17 protein-coding genes are annotated in these 16,468 nt (G+C 72.9%); 7 read left to right on the plus strand and 10 right to left on the minus strand.

Annotated features, from left to right (window positions below):
* Both AB0B02_RS12920 and AB0B02_RS12925 read left to right on the plus strand, forming a co-directional pair.
* Nucleotides 1–288, plus strand: a complete 288-nt coding sequence (locus AB0B02_RS12920) for a hypothetical protein (protein ID WP_357299953.1) — start codon at nucleotides 1–3, stop codon at nucleotides 286–288.
* A 237-nt stretch (nucleotides 289–525) separates the two neighbouring features.
* Complete coding sequence (locus AB0B02_RS12925) at nucleotides 526–741, plus strand: hypothetical protein (RefSeq protein WP_357299956.1); 216 nt, start codon at nucleotides 526–528, stop codon at nucleotides 739–741.
* Between the two features lie 8 nt (nucleotides 742–749).
* Here the strand turns inward: AB0B02_RS12925 and AB0B02_RS12930 are convergent, their stop codons facing one another.
* The 4 genes from AB0B02_RS12930 to AB0B02_RS12945 all read right to left on the minus strand — a co-directional run bounded on the left by AB0B02_RS12930 (nucleotide 750) and on the right by AB0B02_RS12945 (nucleotide 6,151).
* Nucleotides 750–938, minus strand: coding sequence for a DNA-binding protein (locus AB0B02_RS12930; RefSeq protein WP_357299959.1), 189 nt, complete (start codon nucleotides 936–938; stop codon nucleotides 750–752).
* Nucleotides 939–1,467: 529 nt separating this feature from the next.
* Nucleotides 1,468–2,694, minus strand: a complete 1,227-nt coding sequence (locus AB0B02_RS12935) for an APC family permease (protein WP_281934570.1) — start codon at nucleotides 2,692–2,694, stop codon at nucleotides 1,468–1,470.
* 74 nt (nucleotides 2,695–2,768) lie between these two features.
* Nucleotides 2,769–5,327, minus strand: a complete 2,559-nt coding sequence (locus AB0B02_RS12940) for a glycosyl hydrolase family 18 protein (protein WP_281934571.1) — start codon at nucleotides 5,325–5,327, stop codon at nucleotides 2,769–2,771.
* An 86-nt stretch (nucleotides 5,328–5,413) separates the two neighbouring features.
* Nucleotides 5,414–6,151, minus strand: coding sequence for a phosphatase PAP2 family protein (locus AB0B02_RS12945; RefSeq protein ID WP_281934678.1), 738 nt, complete (start codon nucleotides 6,149–6,151; stop codon nucleotides 5,414–5,416).
* 131 nt (nucleotides 6,152–6,282) lie between these two features.
* Here AB0B02_RS12945 and AB0B02_RS12950 point away from each other — a divergent pair, with 131 nt between their 5' ends.
* Nucleotides 6,283–7,497, plus strand: coding sequence for a DUF4032 domain-containing protein (locus AB0B02_RS12950; protein WP_357299963.1), 1,215 nt, complete (start codon nucleotides 6,283–6,285; stop codon nucleotides 7,495–7,497).
* On the opposite strand, the gene AB0B02_RS12955 is transcribed toward AB0B02_RS12950, so the two are convergent.
* From AB0B02_RS12955 to AB0B02_RS12975, 5 genes are all read right to left on the minus strand, one after another.
* The gene (locus tag AB0B02_RS12955; protein ID WP_357299966.1) at nucleotides 7,498–8,748 is read right to left on the minus strand and encodes a DUF6357 family protein; all 1,251 of its coding nucleotides are present in this window, start codon (nucleotides 8,746–8,748) and stop codon (nucleotides 7,498–7,500) included. It lies immediately after the preceding gene.
* Nucleotides 8,739–9,392, minus strand: coding sequence for a hypothetical protein (locus AB0B02_RS12960; protein WP_357299969.1), 654 nt, complete (start codon nucleotides 9,390–9,392; stop codon nucleotides 8,739–8,741). The genes AB0B02_RS12955 and AB0B02_RS12960 overlap by 10 nt, the downstream gene beginning before the upstream one ends.
* Before the next feature lie 99 nt (nucleotides 9,393–9,491).
* On the minus strand, nucleotides 9,492–10,601 hold the full coding sequence (gene nagA / locus AB0B02_RS12965) for an N-acetylglucosamine-6-phosphate deacetylase (protein WP_357299972.1): 1,110 nt from the start codon (nucleotides 10,599–10,601) through the stop codon (nucleotides 9,492–9,494).
* A complete protein-coding gene (locus tag AB0B02_RS12970; RefSeq protein WP_281934579.1) occupies nucleotides 10,598–11,530 on the minus strand; it encodes an ROK family protein in 933 nt (310 codons plus the stop codon). The genes nagA and AB0B02_RS12970 overlap by 4 nt, the downstream gene beginning before the upstream one ends.
* A complete protein-coding gene (locus tag AB0B02_RS12975; RefSeq protein WP_357299977.1) occupies nucleotides 11,527–12,456 on the minus strand; it encodes a sugar isomerase in 930 nt (309 codons plus the stop codon). The genes AB0B02_RS12970 and AB0B02_RS12975 overlap by 4 nt, the downstream gene beginning before the upstream one ends.
* 199 nt (nucleotides 12,457–12,655) lie before the next feature.
* Here AB0B02_RS12975 and AB0B02_RS12980 point away from each other — a divergent pair, with 199 nt between their 5' ends.
* The 4 genes from AB0B02_RS12980 (at nucleotide 12,656) to AB0B02_RS12995 (ending at nucleotide 16,117) form a co-directional block, all read left to right on the plus strand.
* The gene (locus tag AB0B02_RS12980) at nucleotides 12,656–13,441 is read left to right on the plus strand and encodes a DeoR/GlpR family DNA-binding transcription regulator (RefSeq protein WP_107161380.1); all 786 of its coding nucleotides are present in this window, start codon (nucleotides 12,656–12,658) and stop codon (nucleotides 13,439–13,441) included.
* 94 nt (nucleotides 13,442–13,535) lie between these two features.
* Nucleotides 13,536–14,534: an ATP-binding cassette domain-containing protein gene (locus AB0B02_RS12985; RefSeq protein WP_281934583.1), complete on the plus strand. Its 999-nt coding sequence runs from the start codon at nucleotides 13,536–13,538 to the stop codon at nucleotides 14,532–14,534.
* Nucleotides 14,531–15,544, plus strand: coding sequence for an ABC transporter permease subunit (locus AB0B02_RS12990; RefSeq protein ID WP_281934585.1), 1,014 nt, complete (start codon nucleotides 14,531–14,533; stop codon nucleotides 15,542–15,544). Before AB0B02_RS12985 ends, AB0B02_RS12990 begins: the two co-directional genes overlap by 4 nt.
* 138 nt (nucleotides 15,545–15,682) lie before the next feature.
* The gene (locus AB0B02_RS12995; protein ID WP_281934587.1) at nucleotides 15,683–16,117 is read left to right on the plus strand and encodes a DUF3263 domain-containing protein; all 435 of its coding nucleotides are present in this window, start codon (nucleotides 15,683–15,685) and stop codon (nucleotides 16,115–16,117) included.
* Between the two features lie 6 nt (nucleotides 16,118–16,123).
* Here the strand turns inward: AB0B02_RS12995 and AB0B02_RS13000 are convergent, their stop codons facing one another.
* On the minus strand, nucleotides 16,124–16,336 hold the full coding sequence (locus tag AB0B02_RS13000; protein WP_281934589.1) for a hypothetical protein: 213 nt from the start codon (nucleotides 16,334–16,336) through the stop codon (nucleotides 16,124–16,126).
* Nucleotides 16,337–16,468: the final 132 nt, after the last annotated feature.

Genomic DNA, 16,468 nt, shown 5'->3' on the forward strand with positions numbered 1-16,468 from the left:
ATGCGGGCAGATGAGATTCAGCGGGCGACACAGGCAGCCGTGTCGAGCGCTTCATGGCTCGGTCTGACCGTTGACGACACCGCCGTCCTGCAGAACGCGAACACGCTCACCCTGCGTCTGCGGCCCTGCGACGTGCTCGCCCGGGTGGCACCGGCCATGCACCAGTGCGCCCAGCTCGAAGTGGATGTTGCTCGGAGGCTGGGCGAGGTTGGGAGCCCGGTGGCCGCGCTGGAATCGCCCGAGGTCTTCGTCCGTGGCGACCACGTGGTCACTTTCTGGACCTACTAGGGATCGCGACGACCAGTTTCCCGACGGTCGCCGGCTCGGCATCGAGTGGCTAAGCGAACTACGGAAGGCAACGGCTTAGTCTGAACGGCTGGGCAGGACCAACAACAGCCGGGTGGACGGCCCGATGAGGTGGCAGGAGGCGTCGACATGTCATCTGGATCGGGACCGGACACTGGCATCGTTCTCACCGAGCGGCAGACGGCCGTACGCCGGGCCTTGGGCGAGACCCTGCCGTGGGTGGCCGTCCTGCCCGACGAGGACGTGGACCAGTTGCTCGCCGAGCTGATCACTGTGGCGCAGGATGGCACCTCGTTGGAGGATCTGACGCACATCGCGGTCCTGCTCACCCAATGGCGGAACACCGCCGAGGTCCACGCTGATCCCGTCCTGCTCGATCACGTCGGCCGGGCACCCAGCGGAGACTTCGGCCCGGCCTCGCCGCATCTCGGCTGAGGAGGTTTCTAGCCCTCGCTCTCCTCGGCGAGGTCGGGGCGGTGCACCGCGATCCAGCGCTCGACGTCGTCAGCGAGCCATACCTTGCCCTGCGCCAGGTCGGCGACGGCTTCGGGAAAGGTGCGCCGCAGGGTCAGCTCGTAGACGCGTTGGCGACTGATGCCGCCCAGGCGTACGCGAATCTCATGCGTACCCATCAGTCGAAGCTTTGCCACAACTCGACGCTAGGCACACGGGTACCAGTCTCGCGTCAAGCCCGTCAGTAGTACCTGACGGAAGTACTTGATGCACGACCGGAACCGCGTCACGCTGAGATATGCGTTCACGATCCGTGAGGAAGCCGCCACTTCTCGATCTCATCCACCATCGTCGGCGCTGGTCGTTGCGCTGCATCTGCGGGCTGCGCTGGCGCGCGTGCCCGGACCGTCGCCGGATGCCGCCACCGGCCGAGCCCAGACCGGGCGATGAGGGCTGGTACTGGTGACCCTTCACAGCCCGCAGCGCCCCTCCTGGGTGTGTGCGGCGTGCGAACTGCCCTATCCATGCCGGGCCGCACTGGCAACCCTCGCGGCCGGCGACGCGTTGGCGACCCAGGTGTATCTCGCGGGCCTCTTCGTCAGTGCCGTGGACGATCTCCCAGCGGTCTCGGTGGCCGACCTCTACGCCCGATTTCTGCTCGCCGTGCCGGTCCGGCGGTCACAGCGCCGAGCGTGACGGCGGAGGCTGCTACCGGCGGAGGGCGTACCAGAGCGCGCCGAGAGCGAGCACGCCGAAGCCGCCGAGCACGCTGGGCAGCGGCAGGTTGACCGCGAGCAGTAGGCAACCCGCCAGCCCCAGGGCCGCGAGCGCCCGCACCGGCAGCTTGTGGGCCGGGTCCCGCCCGAGCGTCAGCGCGGCGGCGTTGGTGATCGCGTAGTAGACCAGCACGGTGCAGCTCGAGAAGCCGATCGCGCCCCGGACGTCGGCGAGCGCCACCACCACGATCACCACGGCGGCCACGGCCAGCTCGGCCCGGTGCGGCACCCGGTGGCGGGGGTGCACGGCGGCCAGCGCGCCCGGCAGGTCGCGTCGGCGGGCCATCGCCAGCGTGGTGCGACCGACGCCGGCCAGCAGCGAGAGCAGCACCCCGGTCACCGCGACGGCGGCCCCGGCCCGGACCAGCCAGGCCAGTCCGGGTCGGCCGGCGGCGGTCACCACCTCGACCAGCGGCGCCGGGGAGGCGGCCAGCCGGGCGGTGCCCAGCACACCGAGCGCGACCACGGCCAACGTCAGGTAGATCGCCAGCACCGCGCCGAGCGCCAGCGGCACCGCGCGGGGGATGGTGCGCTCCGGGTCGCGGACCTCCTCGCCCAGCGTGGCGATCCGCGCGTACCCGGCGAACGCGAAGAAGAGCAGGCCGGCGGCGGTGAGCACGCCGTGCGCCCCGACGTCGGCGGAGGCGGTGAGCCGGTCGGCCGTCACCTGCGGCGCGCCGGTCACCGTCACCACGGCCAGCACGGTGAGCACCACCGCGACCAGGATCCGGGTGGCGGTCGCGGTCTTGCCGATGCCGCGCAGGTTCACCGCGGTCACCGCCACCACCGCGAGGACCGCGACGAGCCGCGCCCGCCCCGGCCACAGGTAGGCCCCGACGGTCAGCGCCATGGCCGCGCAGCTCGCCGTCTTGCCGACCACGAACCCCCAGCCGGCGAGGAAGCCGGCGAACGGGTGCAGGCGCTCCCGGCCGTACACGTAGGTGCCGCCGGACTCCGGGTAGCGGGCGGCGAGCCGCGCCGAGCTGGTGGCGTTGCAGAACGCGACGAAGCCGGCCAGCGCGAGCGCGACCAGCAGCCCGGCGCCGCCGGCCGCCGACGCGGCCGGCGCGAAGACCACGAAGACGCCCGCGCCGAGCATCGACCCCAGACCGATGACGACCGCATCGGGTACGCCGAGGCGGCGTGCCAGCTGTTCCACACCGGCAGCCTAGGGGGCGGACGTGAACGGCCGGTGCCGCCGACGGGACTCCGCCGGCGGCACCGGGATCGAGGTCAGCAGGGCCCGTTGTCGGTCCAGACGCCCTGGCTGTTGGTCCCCGGGACGTCGCCCTGGGTCCACCACCGCGCGGTCCACCGGTGCCCGCCGTAGGACACCACCGCGCCGCCGGAGTACGCCGTGCCGGCGACCCACACCGGCGCGGTGCACGTCCCACCGGTGGGTGTCGGTGAGGGGGTGCCGGTGGGCGTCGGGGAGGCGGTGGGCGTCGGGGAGCCGGCGCAGGCGCCCTGGTCGGCCCAGACCGCCGCGCTACCAGGCGTCTCGCCCTGGGTCCACCACTTCGCGGTCCAGGTGTGCCCGGCGTACGACACGGTCGCCCCACCGGAGTACGCGGTGGCCGCCGACCAGGCCGGCACGGTGCAGGTGCCCCCGCCGGGCGGGGTGGAGCCGGTCGGGCTCGGCGACGGGCTGACCACCTCGCCACCGCGCGCCCGGTCCGAGGCCAGCGCGTACGTCTGGCCGCCGAACGCGAGCGTGAAGTTGGCCGGGCCGGAGATCGGGAGCTGGTAGTTGAGCGTCACCTCGGCGTACGCCCCGGGCGCGATGGCGGCCGGCACGGTGAGGCGTACCCGGTTGTGGTCGCCCTTGAGGCCGCCCACGTTGCTGCCGGTGTGGCCGGTGGAGACCGTGGTGAGCGCCCAGCCGGACTGCTGGCTGAGCGTGGCCGGGGTGGTGGTCGGGTAGTCGAACTCCAGTTGCGCGCCGGCCGGGATCGGCGCGCCGGTGTTGTTGGTCAGCCGCAGCTCGGGGTTGATCGGGTAGTTGTTGTCGCCGAGCGCGAAGCCGCCCATGTCGACCGCCACGTCCAGCGTCCGGGTGGGCATGGTGATGCCCGCCTTGCGGGCGCCGTACGCCGGTGCGCTCTTGAGCTTGTCGTAGAGCAGCGTGGTGAGCGTGTCGCCCATGCCGTACCGGCCCTTGGCGGCGTCGTAGCCGTAGTCGCCGGCCAGTTCCCAGATCATCACGCCGCCGATGCCCTTGGCGGCCACGTAGTCGGCCTTGGCGGCGAGCGACTGGTCGTCCTCGGTGGAGAGGAAGACCTTCTTGTCGGCGTTCCACAGCCAGGGCGCGGCCAGCGCCGCCGAGTAGTTGCGGGCGTAGCTGCCGCTGATCCGGTCGGCCGGGTCGGTGGCCGGGGTGAGGCCGTACCCGGTCAGGTAGTCGCCGGTGATGCCGGCCTGGAGGTTCTTCGCGTGCCACATCGGGTTGGCGCCGCCGGGCACCTCGTTGCCGGCGGCGTCGAGGTCGTGCCAGAGGTTGTCGATGCCGACCGCGCCGTTGCCGCAGGGGGTGGTGGAGCCGATCGAGCCGCCGGTGCCGGCCGGGCACTTCGTCTGGTCGGGCAGCGCGGCCCGCCCCCACAGCCCGTTGGTGCCGCCGGTGACGCCCTGCCAGCCCCGGGTGTAGTAGGGCACGCCGATGTTCACCCGGCCGCTTGGTAGCGCGCCCCGGAAGTAGTGGTAGGCCCAGTCGGTGTTCAGGTAGCCGATGCCGGAGTACGCGCCGTACACGCCGCCGGCGGCCAGCTCGGCGTCGTCGCCGTTGTCGTGGAGCGCCGCGTTCGGCCCGACGAAGTGGTTCCACGCGCCGTGCAGGTCGTAGGACATCGCGTTGACGTAGTCGAGGTACTGCAACGCCTGGTAGGACTCCATGCCGCGCAGCAGCCACCCGGACGCGGGCGCGGCCACGGTGAGCAGGTAGTGCCGGCCGTCGGTGGCGGCGGCCCGGTCGAGCTTCTCCCGCAGCGTGCGCATCAGCACCTGGTACGAGGCGTTGAGGCCGGCCCGCTTGGCGTCGGCCTGGGCGAAGTCGAGCGGGTTGCCGGCCTTGTTGTTCGAGGTGGGGTACTCGTAGTCGATGTCCACCCCGTCGAAGCCGTACGTGCGCAGGAACGTCACCACCGAGTCGGCGAACGTGTTGATGCCGGCGGTGTTGACGGTGTTGGTGCCGGTGGTGGTCATCCGGTAGAAGCCGCCGGAGTCGAGCCGGTTGCCGCTGTCGTCGATGAAGCCGCCGGTCTCGGCCCAGCCGCCGACGCTGATCAGCGTGCGGACGTTCGGGTGCTGTTTCTTGTACTTGTTGAGCAGGTTGAAGTGCCCGGTGTAGGGCAGGGCCGGGTCCATCTCGGCGCCGGCCACGCCGGGCCAGGTCATGTTCGTGGCCGGGTTGTCCGTGGCGGCCGGGTTGCCGACGGAGATCTTGTTGGTGCCGTCGACGTGCGCGAACGCGTAGTTGATGTGGGTGACCTTCTGCCACGGGATCTGGTTGACCAGGTAGGCCGGGGCGCCGTTGCGGCCGGTCCGCCAACTGGTGAAGTAGCCGATGATCCGGCGGGTGTGGTCCGCGCCCATCTTCTCCCGGCCGGCGGTGTCGTAGACGGTGCAGTAGGGCACCGACACCCCGGGCGTGCGGTAGAGCCCGTCGGGCCGGCACGCCTCGTCGTCGGCGACGGCCGACCGGGCGTCCGGGGCGGCCACCACCACGGCCATGGCCGCGGTCAGCAGACCGGCGGCGCCGGCCGACAGCCAGCGGCTGATTCGTCTCGCCAGCACGTGCACCTCCTACATTTAACAAACTTAACTGTTAAGGTTGCTAAATGTATACCGGCGTCGATGCGCCGGGACAAGAGGTGGAATCTTCAGTCGAGCTGGTCGACCGGCCGGGCCCAGCCGCCGAGCCGCGCCGGCAGCGGCAGAGCGTTCCAGGGCACCCGGCGCAGCAGCCGGTCCAGCAGCAGCCCGAGCAACAGCCCGGCGACCGAGTCGGTGAGCCAGTGCCAGCCCAGGTAGACAGTGGTGCAGAAGACCACCGTCGGGGGCACCACCCGGACCACGGTGACCAGCCCGGCCGGCACGGTGCGGCCGACCGTGCGCAGCAGCGGCACCAGCAGCAGGGCGAGTACGCCGTACCAGACGATCGCGTTCGCCACGTGCCCCGACGGGTACGACTGGGCGAAGCGCACCGGCAACTCGTGCTGGAACAGCGGCAGCGTCTGTTCGGGCGGCAGGAACGGCTCCTTGACGCTGGCGCTCGGCGCCGGGCGGGCGGTCCACACCTTCAGCGGGCCGATGGTGAAGAACGTCAGCACGAACGCGGTCACCGGCGGCAGCACCGCCCGCACCGAGCGCACCCGCCACGCCAGCAGCACGCCCAGCCCGGCCGCCAGCAGCGTCAGCGGGGTGCCCTGGCCGAGCAGGTTGAACGCCATGGCCACCCACCGGGCGGCGGTCGGCCGGTGCGCGGCCGACCAGTCGGCGACCGCCCGGTCGAGCCCGAACAGGTGCCCGGCGGCGAGCGCCACGGTCAGCGCCACCAGCGCGGCGAGCAGCAGCCCGTCGCACCACCAACCGGCCGGTCGGACGGGCCGCAGCCGCAGGTCGCGGCGTACCCCTGAGGTCTGGCGCACGCGACCACGCTACCGGCCGGCGACGGCGGCCGGGCATCGGCGGTTGTGTGCCGAACCACGAAGGGAAGCGCTCCGCCGGGTCAGCGGTCACACTGGTTGCCGTGCGGATCACCTCGGCCCTCGTCGACCCGGCGCTGCTCGACCTCCCCTGGTCGACCCCGCTGGAGCAGTGGCCTGCCGAGCACCTGGTGGCGCTGCCCCAGGGCATCTCCCGGCACATCGTGCGGTTCGTCCGGCTCGGCGGCTTCGTCTACGCGGTGAAGGAGACCGGCGAGCGGGTCGCCGAACGCGAGTACGACCTGCTGCGGGCGCTGGAGCGGATCGACTTCCCGTCGGTCGAGGCGATCGCGATCGTGGCGGACCGGCAGACCGACGACGGCGAGCCGCTCGACCCGGTGCTGATCACCCGGCACCTCCAGTTCTCGCTGCCCTACCGCGCGCTGTTCTCCAACACGCTGCGCCCGGAGACGATGAACCGGCTGCTCGACGCGCTCGCCGCGCTGATCGTCCGGATGCACCTGACCGGGTTCTTCTGGGGCGACTGCTCGCTGTCGAACACGCTGTTCCGCCGGGACGCGGGCGCGTTCGCCGCCTACCTGGTCGACGCCGAGACCGGGGCGCTGCACCCGTCGCTCTCCAACGGCCAGCGCGGCGAGGACCTGGAGATCGCCCGGGTCAACATCTTCGGCGAGGCGCTCGACCTCCAGGCCGCCGGCCTGCTGCACGAGTCGATCGACCCGGAGGTGGTCTGCGAGGAGGTCGTCCGGCGCTACGAGCGGCTCTGGCACGAGATCACCTACGAGCAGCAGGTCGAGCGCGCCGCCCGGCACGACATCGAGGGCCGCATCCGCCGCCTCAACGAGCTGGGCTTCGACGTGGCCGAGGTGGCGCTGTCGACCGTAGACAACGGGCGCTACCTGGTGCGGCCCAAGGTGGTCGACGCCGGCTACCACACCCGGCGGCTGCTGCGGCTCACCGGCCTGGACGCCGAGGAGAACCAGGCCCGCAAGCTCCTCAACGACCTGGACGCCTACCGGGTGGAGAGCGACCTGACCGACGAGCAGCAGGCGGCGCACCGCTGGCTCACCGAGGTCTTCGAGCCGGTGGTCCGGGCGGTGCCGGCGCACCTGCGGCGCAAGCTGGAGCCGCAGGAGCTGTTCGCCCAGATCATCGAGCACAAGTGGCTGCTCTCCGAGCAGGCCGGCCGGGACGTCGGGATGCGCCGGGCCGTCCACTCCTACCTGACCGACGTGCTGGTGCACCGCCCGGACGAGCAGGCCGTGCTGGGCGTCGAGGTCCCCACCCCGACGGTCTGACTACCGTCGACGACGCGAGCGCTCGAACTCGGCGACGTCCGACACCCAGGGGCCGTGCCGGTCGAGTGCGGCGTAGCCGCCACGGACGAAGGCGCTCACCAGCTCCCGGTACCCGCCGATGCCGTCGACCAGGCGGTACTCGACCCGGTACTGCGGATCCGAGCCGGCCTCCCCGGGCCGCACCGTGGTGATCCGGGCGATGGAGTCCGCGTAGAAGTGCAACTGGATCCCCTCGCCCATCTCCTCGTCCTCGATGGTGAACACCTCGTTGTCCCCGGCGGAGCGGTCGGCGACGAACCGCCAGAACTCGGCGGAGGCGGTACGCGTACCGTCCCGTCGCCACGTCTTCTCGCCACCCTTGTCGTCGGTGAACGACAGGGCCGTCTTTCCCGCGCCCTCGTCGGGTGCGGCGTCGTCGCCCTCCACCGGGGCGTTCCGCGACCGGGCCGCAGCCTCCGAACACATCAGGAAGCTGACCGTACGCACCGCGTCAGCGGCGAGTCCGGGATGTGCGCGGCGTACCGCGGCCTCGACCGTCGCCGCCATCGCATCCCAGTCGCGCTTGTCCGTGCCCCGGTTCCCCCGCCGCGGGTCGAGGCCGATCCGCATCCCCGCGCACGCCTGCTCGGCGGTCGCGATCACGTGCATGACCTGCGGCAGCAGCGCCGGGTCGACGGCCTCGGGCAGCCGTCGGGGAATCGTCGCGCCGTGCAGGTACTGGCCCGTGTACCGCAGGACCCCCGTGTCGAGCGGCCCGAGGACCACTCCGCGTTCGGCGCGACGCCGGTTCGCGTGGTGCTCCTGAGCGCGCTTCTCGTTCGGCGCCTCCGTCGCCGCGCGCATCGCCTCGCAGACCCGACCGCGCTCCAGGAGACCGAGGTCGGCGCCGTGGGCGACGAGCCGGCTCCGTTCCCACGGGATGCGCCGGAACAGCGCGTCGACGTCCCCGGGCGGGGCGAGCAGGACCGGGTCCAGGAGCGCGACGGCGGCGTCCTCGTCGAGCCGGCCCCGGGTCCCGGCGGCGTCGCACAGCGGAAGGACCGCGCTCCACAGCAGCAGGTGCCGGGCCAGGTCGTCCCGGATCACCGTGACATGGGCCTCGGAGATCGGGAACGTGAACGTGCGGGGCTCGTGGTTGGCGTCGGCCCCGGCGCCGAGCATGAGCTTCAGCTCGCCGTCCTCGTGGACCACGCTCGGGATCCAGCCGCCACGCGCGAAGACGATGTCTCGCGTGGCCCCGTTCACGCCCACCGGGCACATTCGGCGTCCAGGCGTGGCTCGGTACGCACCCAGACCTCGCCCCCGCGGGCCCCGGCCGGGGCGTCGACGCGTTCGAGACCGAGGAATGCGATCAACTGGAGCAGTTCGGCCCGCTCGGCCCGGTCATCGTCGACGTCCTGCGACTCGAAGAAGACGTGGTACTGGTCGGTCGGGTCGACGATGCCGGAATCCGCCCAGATCCGGCCGACCTCGCCGATCGCCGCCGCCTCCGTGGCGAACATGGCGGCGCGGGCGGCGCCGCGGGTCTCCGGTGACGCGTCGAGGTCGGCGGGGTCGGGGAGCCACTGCCCGAAGTAGTCGAGGCCGGCGTATCCGTTCTCGAAGAACAGCATGGCGCTCGGCAGGTAGCGGTTGCCCCGGTCGACCAGGAGGTGCTCCGAGCGGGGTGGGTCCGCGTCCTCGAACCGGGAGAGCGCCCCCCGCCGGGGCATGAGCACCAGCCGCTGCCCCGCCGCCTCGTCCCTGATCGTGTAGGTGTCGGACTCGCGACCCCGGAAGAACGCGGAGAACGCTTCGTACGCCTCCTGCGGGTCACCCACCGAGACGGGTTGGTCGTTGCCGTCTCCGGCCGCGAAGACGAACTGTTTCGGTCCAGGATGGTACGGGCGGGCCATCTGTGTCCTCGCTCAGTCGGGACAGCTCCGCCCGGCGTGGCGGAACAGAGCCCGATCATAGGCGTGCGGTGCGTGCCGGCCCGCCGGGCGACCGGCCGCCTACCGCACCCACTCGCCGGCGCGCATCACCCGGACCACGTTCAGGTCGTCGTCGAGCACCACCAGGTCGGCGCGCAGCCCGGCCCGGAGCGCGCCCACCCGGTCGCCCAGCCCGAGCGCGCGGGCCGGGGTGGTGGCGGCCATCCGGACCGCGTCGGGCAGCGTGACGCCGGCGCCGACCGCGTGCCGCAGCGCGGCGTCCATGGTGAGCGTGCTGCCGGCGATGGCACCGTCCCGGCTGAGCCGGGCCTCACCGCCGGTGACGGTGACCGCCTGGCCGCCCAGCTCGTACTCGCCGTCGGGCATGCCGGCGGCGGCCATCGCGTCGGTGATCAGGGCGGCCCGCTCCGGGCCGGCCACCGAGCTGGCGAAGCCGAGCATGCCGTCGTGCAGGTGCACGCCGTCGGCGACCAGCTCGCAGACCACGTTCGGGGCCTCCAGCAACGCCACCACCGGGCCGGGCTCACGGTGGTGCACCGGGCGCATCCCGTTGAACAGGTGGGTCCCGATGCTGGCGCCGGCGGCCACCGCCGCGCGGGTCTGCGCCCAGGTGGCGTCCGTGTGCCCGACGGCCGCCACCACGCCGTTCGCCACCAGCAGCTCGATCGCCTCGGTGGCGCCGTCCCGCTCCGGCGCGATCGTGACCATCCGCACCGCGCCGCCGCCCAGCTCGATCAGCTCGGTCAGCTCGTCGGTGGACGGGTCGCGGAGGAACTCCGGGTTCTGCGCGCCGCAGCGGTCCGCCGACAGGTAGGGGCCCTCGAAGTGCAGGCCGGCGAGCACGCCCGCCTCGACCAGCGGCCGGAACGCGGCGGTGGCGTCGCGCATCAGCGCGAACGGGGAGCTGACCAGGCTGGCCAGCAGCGTGGTCGTGCCGTGGTCGAGGTGGAACGCGGCGGCCTGCCGGGCCGACTCCGGGTCGCCGGTGGTGAACGTGTGCCCGCCGCCGCCGTGGGTGTGCATGTCCACGAAGCCGGGCACGATCCAGTGCCCGTCGCGTACCGAGGGGTAGTCGGCGACCGCGGTGATCCGGTCGTCCCGGACCTCCACGCAGCCCTGCCGGATGACACCGGTCGGGGTCACCACCTTGCCGGTCACGCGCCGGGTCATCGACTCTCCTTCGCCAGGGTGTCCAGGGCCAGCAGGGCGGCGCCGAGGCAACCGGCCTCGTCGCCGAGCGCGGCCGCGACCAGGCGCGGCTCGCGGTGGAACGTCAACCGCTCGCGCAGCGCGTCGCGCAGCGGGTCGAACAGCCGCGGACCGGCCTGGGCCAGTCCACCGCCGATCACCACGGTCGCCACGTCGTACAACGCCTGCCCGGTGGCGAGGCCGTCGGCGAGCGCCTCGACCGCCTCCCGCCAGACCGTGCCGGCGAGCGGGTCACCGGACGCCGCCCGGTCGACCACCTCGGCGGCGGTCGCCGGCGTGCCGGCCAACTCGGTGTAGCGGCGGCCGATCGCCGAGGCCGAGGCCACCGCCTCCAGGCAGCCGACCCGACCGCAGCCGCAGCGCGGACCGTCGGGGCGTACCAGGATGTGGCCGATCTCGCCGGCGGCGCCGTGCGCGCCGACGGCGGCCGACCCGTCGACCACGTGCGCGGCGGCGATGCCGGTGCCGATCGCCACGAAGAGCACGTGACCGGCGTCCCGGCCGGCGCCGAGCCGGGCCTCGGCGAGGCCGCCCACCCGCACGTCGTGGCCGAGCGCCGCGGGCAGGCGCAGGCGGGTGGCCGCCAGGTCCCGCAGCGGTACGTCCCGGAAGCCCACGTTCGCCGACCAGACCGCCACGCCACGGGCCTCGTCGACCACGCCCGGCACGGCGATGCCGCAGGCCACCGGCGTGAACCCGTCGGCGCGGGCCTTGTCGGCCAGCCCTTCGGCGACGTCGAGGATCGTGCCGACCACGGCGTCCGGCCCGCGCTGCGCGGCGGTGGCGTGCCGTTCGGTGTGCACGGTCGCGCCGTCCGGCCGGACCAGGGCGCACTTCATCCCGGTGCCGCCCACGTCCAGCGCGACGACGACCTCGTCGCGCGCCCTCACGCCAAAACCACGGACCGGGTCAGGTGGCGGGGCGCGTCCGGGTCGAGGCCGCGGCTGGTGGCCAGCGCCACGGCGAACCGTTGAGCCAGGATCAGGTCGGCCATCGGGTCGACCGGGTTGCGGCCGGCCGCCCAGCTCGTCAGCACCGTGCGGCAGCCGTGCGTACGGCTGTGCACGAACGCCGCCCCGGTGGCCGCCACGTCCTCGGCCAGCCCGTCCGGGATGCCGCCGAACGCCCAGACCAGCCGGCCCGGGGCGCCGATCGAGATGGGGCCGTGGCGGTAGTCCATGGCCGGGTACGCCTCGGCCCAGAACGTGGCCGCCTCGCGGCACTTCAGCGCGGCCTCCTGGGCCAGCCCGACCGTCCAGCCGCGACCGAGGAACGTGACCTGGTCGATGCGGGCCGGGTCGATCGGCAGCGGCGCCCGGACGGCCACCTCGGCGTCGGCGGCCAGCCGGCCGAGGTCCTCGCCGAGGTGGGCGCGGAGCAGCGCGAGCGCGGTGGTGGCGAAGCGGGTCTGCACCACCGAACGCTCGTCGGCGAAGGGCAGCGCGACGGTGGCGTCGGCGAGCGACACGGCCGGTGAGGCCGGATCGCCCACCAGGACCGTGGTGGGGATCCGCCCGCGCAGCGCGGCGAGCAGGTCGAGCACCTCGGTCGTGGTGCCGGAGCGGGTGATCGCGATGAGCCGGTCGTAGCGCCGGCCGGTGGGGAACTCGCTGGCCTGGAACGCGTCGGTCTCGCCCTGACCGGCCTGCTCGCGCAGGCCCGCGTACGCCGCGGCCATGAACCACGACGTGCCGCAGCCGACCACGGCGACCCGCTCGCCGGAGCGCGGCAGGTGGTCGGCGACGGTCGGCGCGAGCCGGGCCGCCTCGCGCCAGCAGTCGGGCTGGCTCGCGATCTCCGCGTGCACGTACGGCATGACAACTCCTCGCCGGGGGAGACCTTGCGCAATACGGCGCGATAGGGCCTTCTTTCGCGCGTCATTCTGCGCGAAGTGGGGCGGGCGTGGCAACCGTCTCCTCATTCGCGCAGGCCAGGGTTTTGCGCAGACGTAGTTTCGCGCACTACTGTGCACGCAACCAATCACCGTACGTGCACAGTCAGGGGAGGGCCCCGCGGTGGACCGCTACGCGCGTTGGAACGCACTGCTCGAGATGCTGACCGACAGCGGCCGGGTCAGCGTCGAGGAGGCGGCCGAGCGGCTGGCGGTCTCCCAGGCCACCATCCGGCGGGACTTCGACCAGCTCGCCCAGCAGCAGATGATCACCCGGACCCGGGGTGGCGCGGTCGCCAACGGCGTCTCGTACGACCTGCCGCTGCGCTACAAGACCGCCAAGCACTCGGCGGAGAAACAGCGGATCGGGGCCGCCGCCGCCGCGCTGGTCTCCCCGGGCACGGTGGTCGGCCTGAACGGCGGCACCACCAGCACCGAGGTGGCCCGCGCGCTGGCCGTCCGCCCGGATCTGAACACCAGCGCCGAGGGCGCCCAGCTCACCGTGGTCACCAACGCGCTGAACATCGCCAACGAGCTGCTGGTGCGCTCGCGGATGAAGGTGGTGGTGGCCGGCGGCGTGGTCCGGCCGAAGTCGTTCGAGCTGGTCGGTCCGCTGGGCGGGGCGCTGCTGCGCGAGGTCACGCTCGACGTCGCGCTGCTCGGCGTGGACGCGATCGACCCGCAGCTCGGCGCCGCCGCACACCACGAGGGCGAGGCGGCCATGAACAGCCTGATGGTGGCCCGGGCCAAGCGGGTCGTGGTGATCGCCGACTCGTCGAAGCTGGGCGGCCACGCGTTCGCCCGGATCTGCCCGGTAGACCGGGTGGAGACGCTGGTGACCGACTCCGGCGCGGCCCCGGATGTGGTGCAGGCGTTCCGCGACGCCGGCGTGCACGTCGTCTGCGCCTGAGAGTGACACGCCGACCACCCATGCATACCGGGTATTGCCTTCCGGTGCATACCGCGTATGGTGTCGCTGTCACCTACATCGGGGGAGGTCAGCTGTGTCGGCTGTCCTGGAGATCGAGGGTCTCCGTAAGACGTACCGGAGCCGGAAACGCGGGGTCCGCCACGCGCTCGACGGCTTCGACATGCGGGTCGAGGCCGGCCAGGTGCACGGCTTCCTCGGCCCGAACGGTTCCGGCAAGACCACCACGCTGCGTACGCTGCTCGGGTTGATCCGGCCCAACGGCGGCCGGATGGCCATCCTCGGCCAGGAGCTGCCGCGGTCGCTGCCGGCGGTGGCCGGCCAGGTCGGCGCCATCGTGGAGAGCCCGCAGTTCTTCCCGCACTTCTCCGCGCGGGACACGCTGAGCCTGCTCGCCCAGGCCGGCGAGCTGCCGAAGCAGCGGGTCGACGAGGTGCTGGAGCTGGTCGGCCTGCGCGACCGGGCCGGCGAGCGGGTGAAGACCTACTCGCTCGGCATGAAGCAGCGGCTCGCCGTGGCGTCCGCGCTGCTCAAGGACCCCAAGCTGCTGATCCTGGACGAGCCGGCCAACGGCCTGGACCCGGGCGGCATCCGGGAGATGCGTCGGCTCATGCGGGAGCTGGCCGAATCCGGCATGACCGTGGTGCTCTCCAGCCACATCCTCGGCGAGATCCAGCTCATCTGCGACTCGGTCACCATCATCTCGCTCGGCCGGCGGGTCGCCTTCGGGCCGGTCGAGCAGGTGCTCGCCGCGCACTCCCAGGGCGCCGTGCGGGTACGCCTGGAGGCGGTCGCCGACCTGCCCCGGGCCGAGGAGACGCTGACCCGGTCCGGGATCCGCGTCGCCGCCGAGGCCGACCACCTGATGCTGTCCGGCGTGGACAAGCCGGCCGTGGTCAGCCGGCTCCTCGCCGAACAGGACCTGTACGTCAGCGAGCTCACCCCGGTCGCGGTCGACCTGGAGAGCGTCTTCCTCGAACTGACCGCCACCGCGCCGGTCCCCGGCCAGCACCGTCAGGTCGATCAGTCCGCCAAGGTCGACCAGACCGGCACCGCAGGAGGTTGGGGCGCATGAGCCTGTTCGTCACCGAGCTGCGCCGGCTCACCAAGCGCCGGGTCACCCGCCTGCTGCTCGTCCTGCTGGTGGTCGGGCTCGCCACCGTGGCCACCGCGTTCAGCTTCTCCAGCCACAAGCTCTCGCCCGAGGTGGTGGCCGCCGCGCAGGCCGACTCCGACGCGCAGTACCGCAAGTCGGTCGAGGAGTGGAAGCGCAGCGTCACCGAGTGCGAGGCCGCCCAGGCCCGCGGCGAGCAGACCGAGGAGCGCTACGGCCCGAACTGCGGCAAGGACTACCAGCCGCAGCCGGAGATGTTCGACCCGAAGTGGAACCTGCCCTACCAGTTCGACTTCCGGGCTGAGTTCCCCACGTTCATCGCCGTGTTCGCCGGCGCGGTGGCGCTCTTCGCGTTCATCGTCGGCGCCTCCTTCGTGGGCGCCGAGTGGAACACCGGCGGGATGATGAACCTGCTGCTCTGGCGGCCGAAACGGCTCGCCGTGCTGGGCACCAAGCTGGCCGCGCTGCTCACCACCGTGCTCGGGCTGAGCGTCGTGCTCGGCGCGTTGTGGACGGCCGTGTTCTGGCTGATCGGCACCCAGCGGGGCACCACCGCGAAGATGACCGCCGGGGTGTGGCGCTCGATCGGGCTGGACGGGCTGCGCGCCGTGGCGCTGATCCTGGTCGTCGGCGCGGTCGCGTTCGCGCTCGCCTCGCTTGGTCGGCACACCGCGATGGCGCTGGGCGCGGCGGTGGCGCTGTTCGCGGTCAGCGAGGTCGGTATCCGGATCGCGGTCGGCGTGCTGTCGGTGCCGTTCGGCGACCGCTACGTGCTCTCCACGTACGCCCAGTCGTGGTTCATGAAGCAGGCGGAGCTGTTCGACTACGACACCTGCGAGTTCGCCCGGGGCGCCTGCGAGCCGGCGAAGTACGTGGTCACCTGGCAGCAGTCGGCGGTGGTGTTCGGCATCGGCGCCGTGGCGGCCCTGGTCGCCGCGTTCTGGACGATGCGTCGGCGGGACGTCGCCTGACGTTCTCCGCGCCGCCGGCCGGACGCCGGCGGCGCGGACCGCGCGGGACGATGCGGCCGGGGACCGCCCTGGCTACGCTGGGGTCTCCCCGGCCGGCGCGTCTTCCGCGCCGGTCAGTCGCCGTCGGAGAGGAGCACCATGTCCGCCGACGCCACGGACCGGACCGCCGCCGAGCGGTCCGACCCACCACCACCCGTCGGGGGTACGCGGGCGGCGCCCGGCGCCGCCGTCCCCCCGCCCCGCACCGCGCCCCCCGTCGAGTCGGTACCGCCCGCCGAGTCCGTACCGCCGGACGAGCCCGCGCCCTCGGTGGAGCCCGAGCCCGCGCCCTCGGTGGAGAGCGCGGGGCTCACCGAGCGGGAGCTGCGGATCCTTGCCTTCGAGTCGCGGTGGTGGAAGCACGCCGGCGCCAAGGAGCAGGCCATCCGGGACACGTTCGGCCTCTCCGCGACCCGCTACTACCAGCTCCTCAACGGGCTGCTGGATCATCCCGCCGCGCTGGCGGCCGAGCCGGTGCTGATCGGCCGGCTGCGCCGGCTCCGCTCGTCGCGGGCCCGCAACCGGCGGCGTTGACCGGCCTCACTTCTCGTACGAGCGCAGCCCGTTGCCGATGGCGAAGAACGTCGGCGCCCACTCGCCGATGAAGATGCCCCAGCGGTCCGCCCGGGCCACGCCGGCGCGTTCCAGACTCTTGGACAGAAACCAGCTCGTGAATGAGAGTCCGATGCTGACGAATCCGGCGAGATAGGCGTGTTCCGCCCGGATTCCCGACTCGTGCAACCGCTCCAACATGGCGATCCCCCTGTCCCCGGTCCGATCGGTCGCTCCCGACGCTACCGCCAGCCCTGCTCCGGTGACGGAGAGTTGCCGGGATGCGTTGCATGGCCGTGCGACGGCCGGGTAAGGCGGCGGGCGGCGACGGAG

The sequence above is a fragment of the Micromonospora sp. NPDC049240 genome, assembly GCF_040647835.1.
In the GTDB taxonomy this organism is placed as follows: Bacteria; Actinomycetota; Actinomycetes; order Mycobacteriales; family Micromonosporaceae; genus Micromonospora.

Bases quoted from the DNA above. Each gene is read 5' to 3' on its own strand.
- AB0B02_RS12930 (WP_357299959.1), bottom strand. From the start codon at position 938: ATGGGTACGCATGAGATTCGCGTACGCCTGGGCGGCATCAGTCGCCAA.
- AB0B02_RS12920 (WP_357299953.1), top strand. From the start codon at position 1: ATGCGGGCAGATGAGATTCAGCGGGCGACACAGGCAGCCGTGTCGAGC.
- AB0B02_RS12990 (WP_281934585.1), top strand. From the start codon at position 14,531: ATGAGCCTGTTCGTCACCGAGCTGCGCCGGCTCACCAAGCGCCGGGTC.
- nagA (WP_357299972.1), bottom strand. From the start codon at position 10,601: ATGACCCGGCGCGTGACCGGCAAGGTGGTGACCCCGACCGGTGTCATC.
- AB0B02_RS12995 (WP_281934587.1), top strand. From the start codon at position 15,683: ATGTCCGCCGACGCCACGGACCGGACCGCCGCCGAGCGGTCCGACCCA.
- AB0B02_RS12975 (WP_357299977.1), bottom strand. From the start codon at position 12,456: ATGCCGTACGTGCACGCGGAGATCGCGAGCCAGCCCGACTGCTGGCGC.
- AB0B02_RS13000 (WP_281934589.1), bottom strand. From the start codon at position 16,336: ATGTTGGAGCGGTTGCACGAGTCGGGAATCCGGGCGGAACACGCCTAT.
- AB0B02_RS12960 (WP_357299969.1), bottom strand. From the start codon at position 9,392: ATGGCCCGCCCGTACCATCCTGGACCGAAACAGTTCGTCTTCGCGGCC.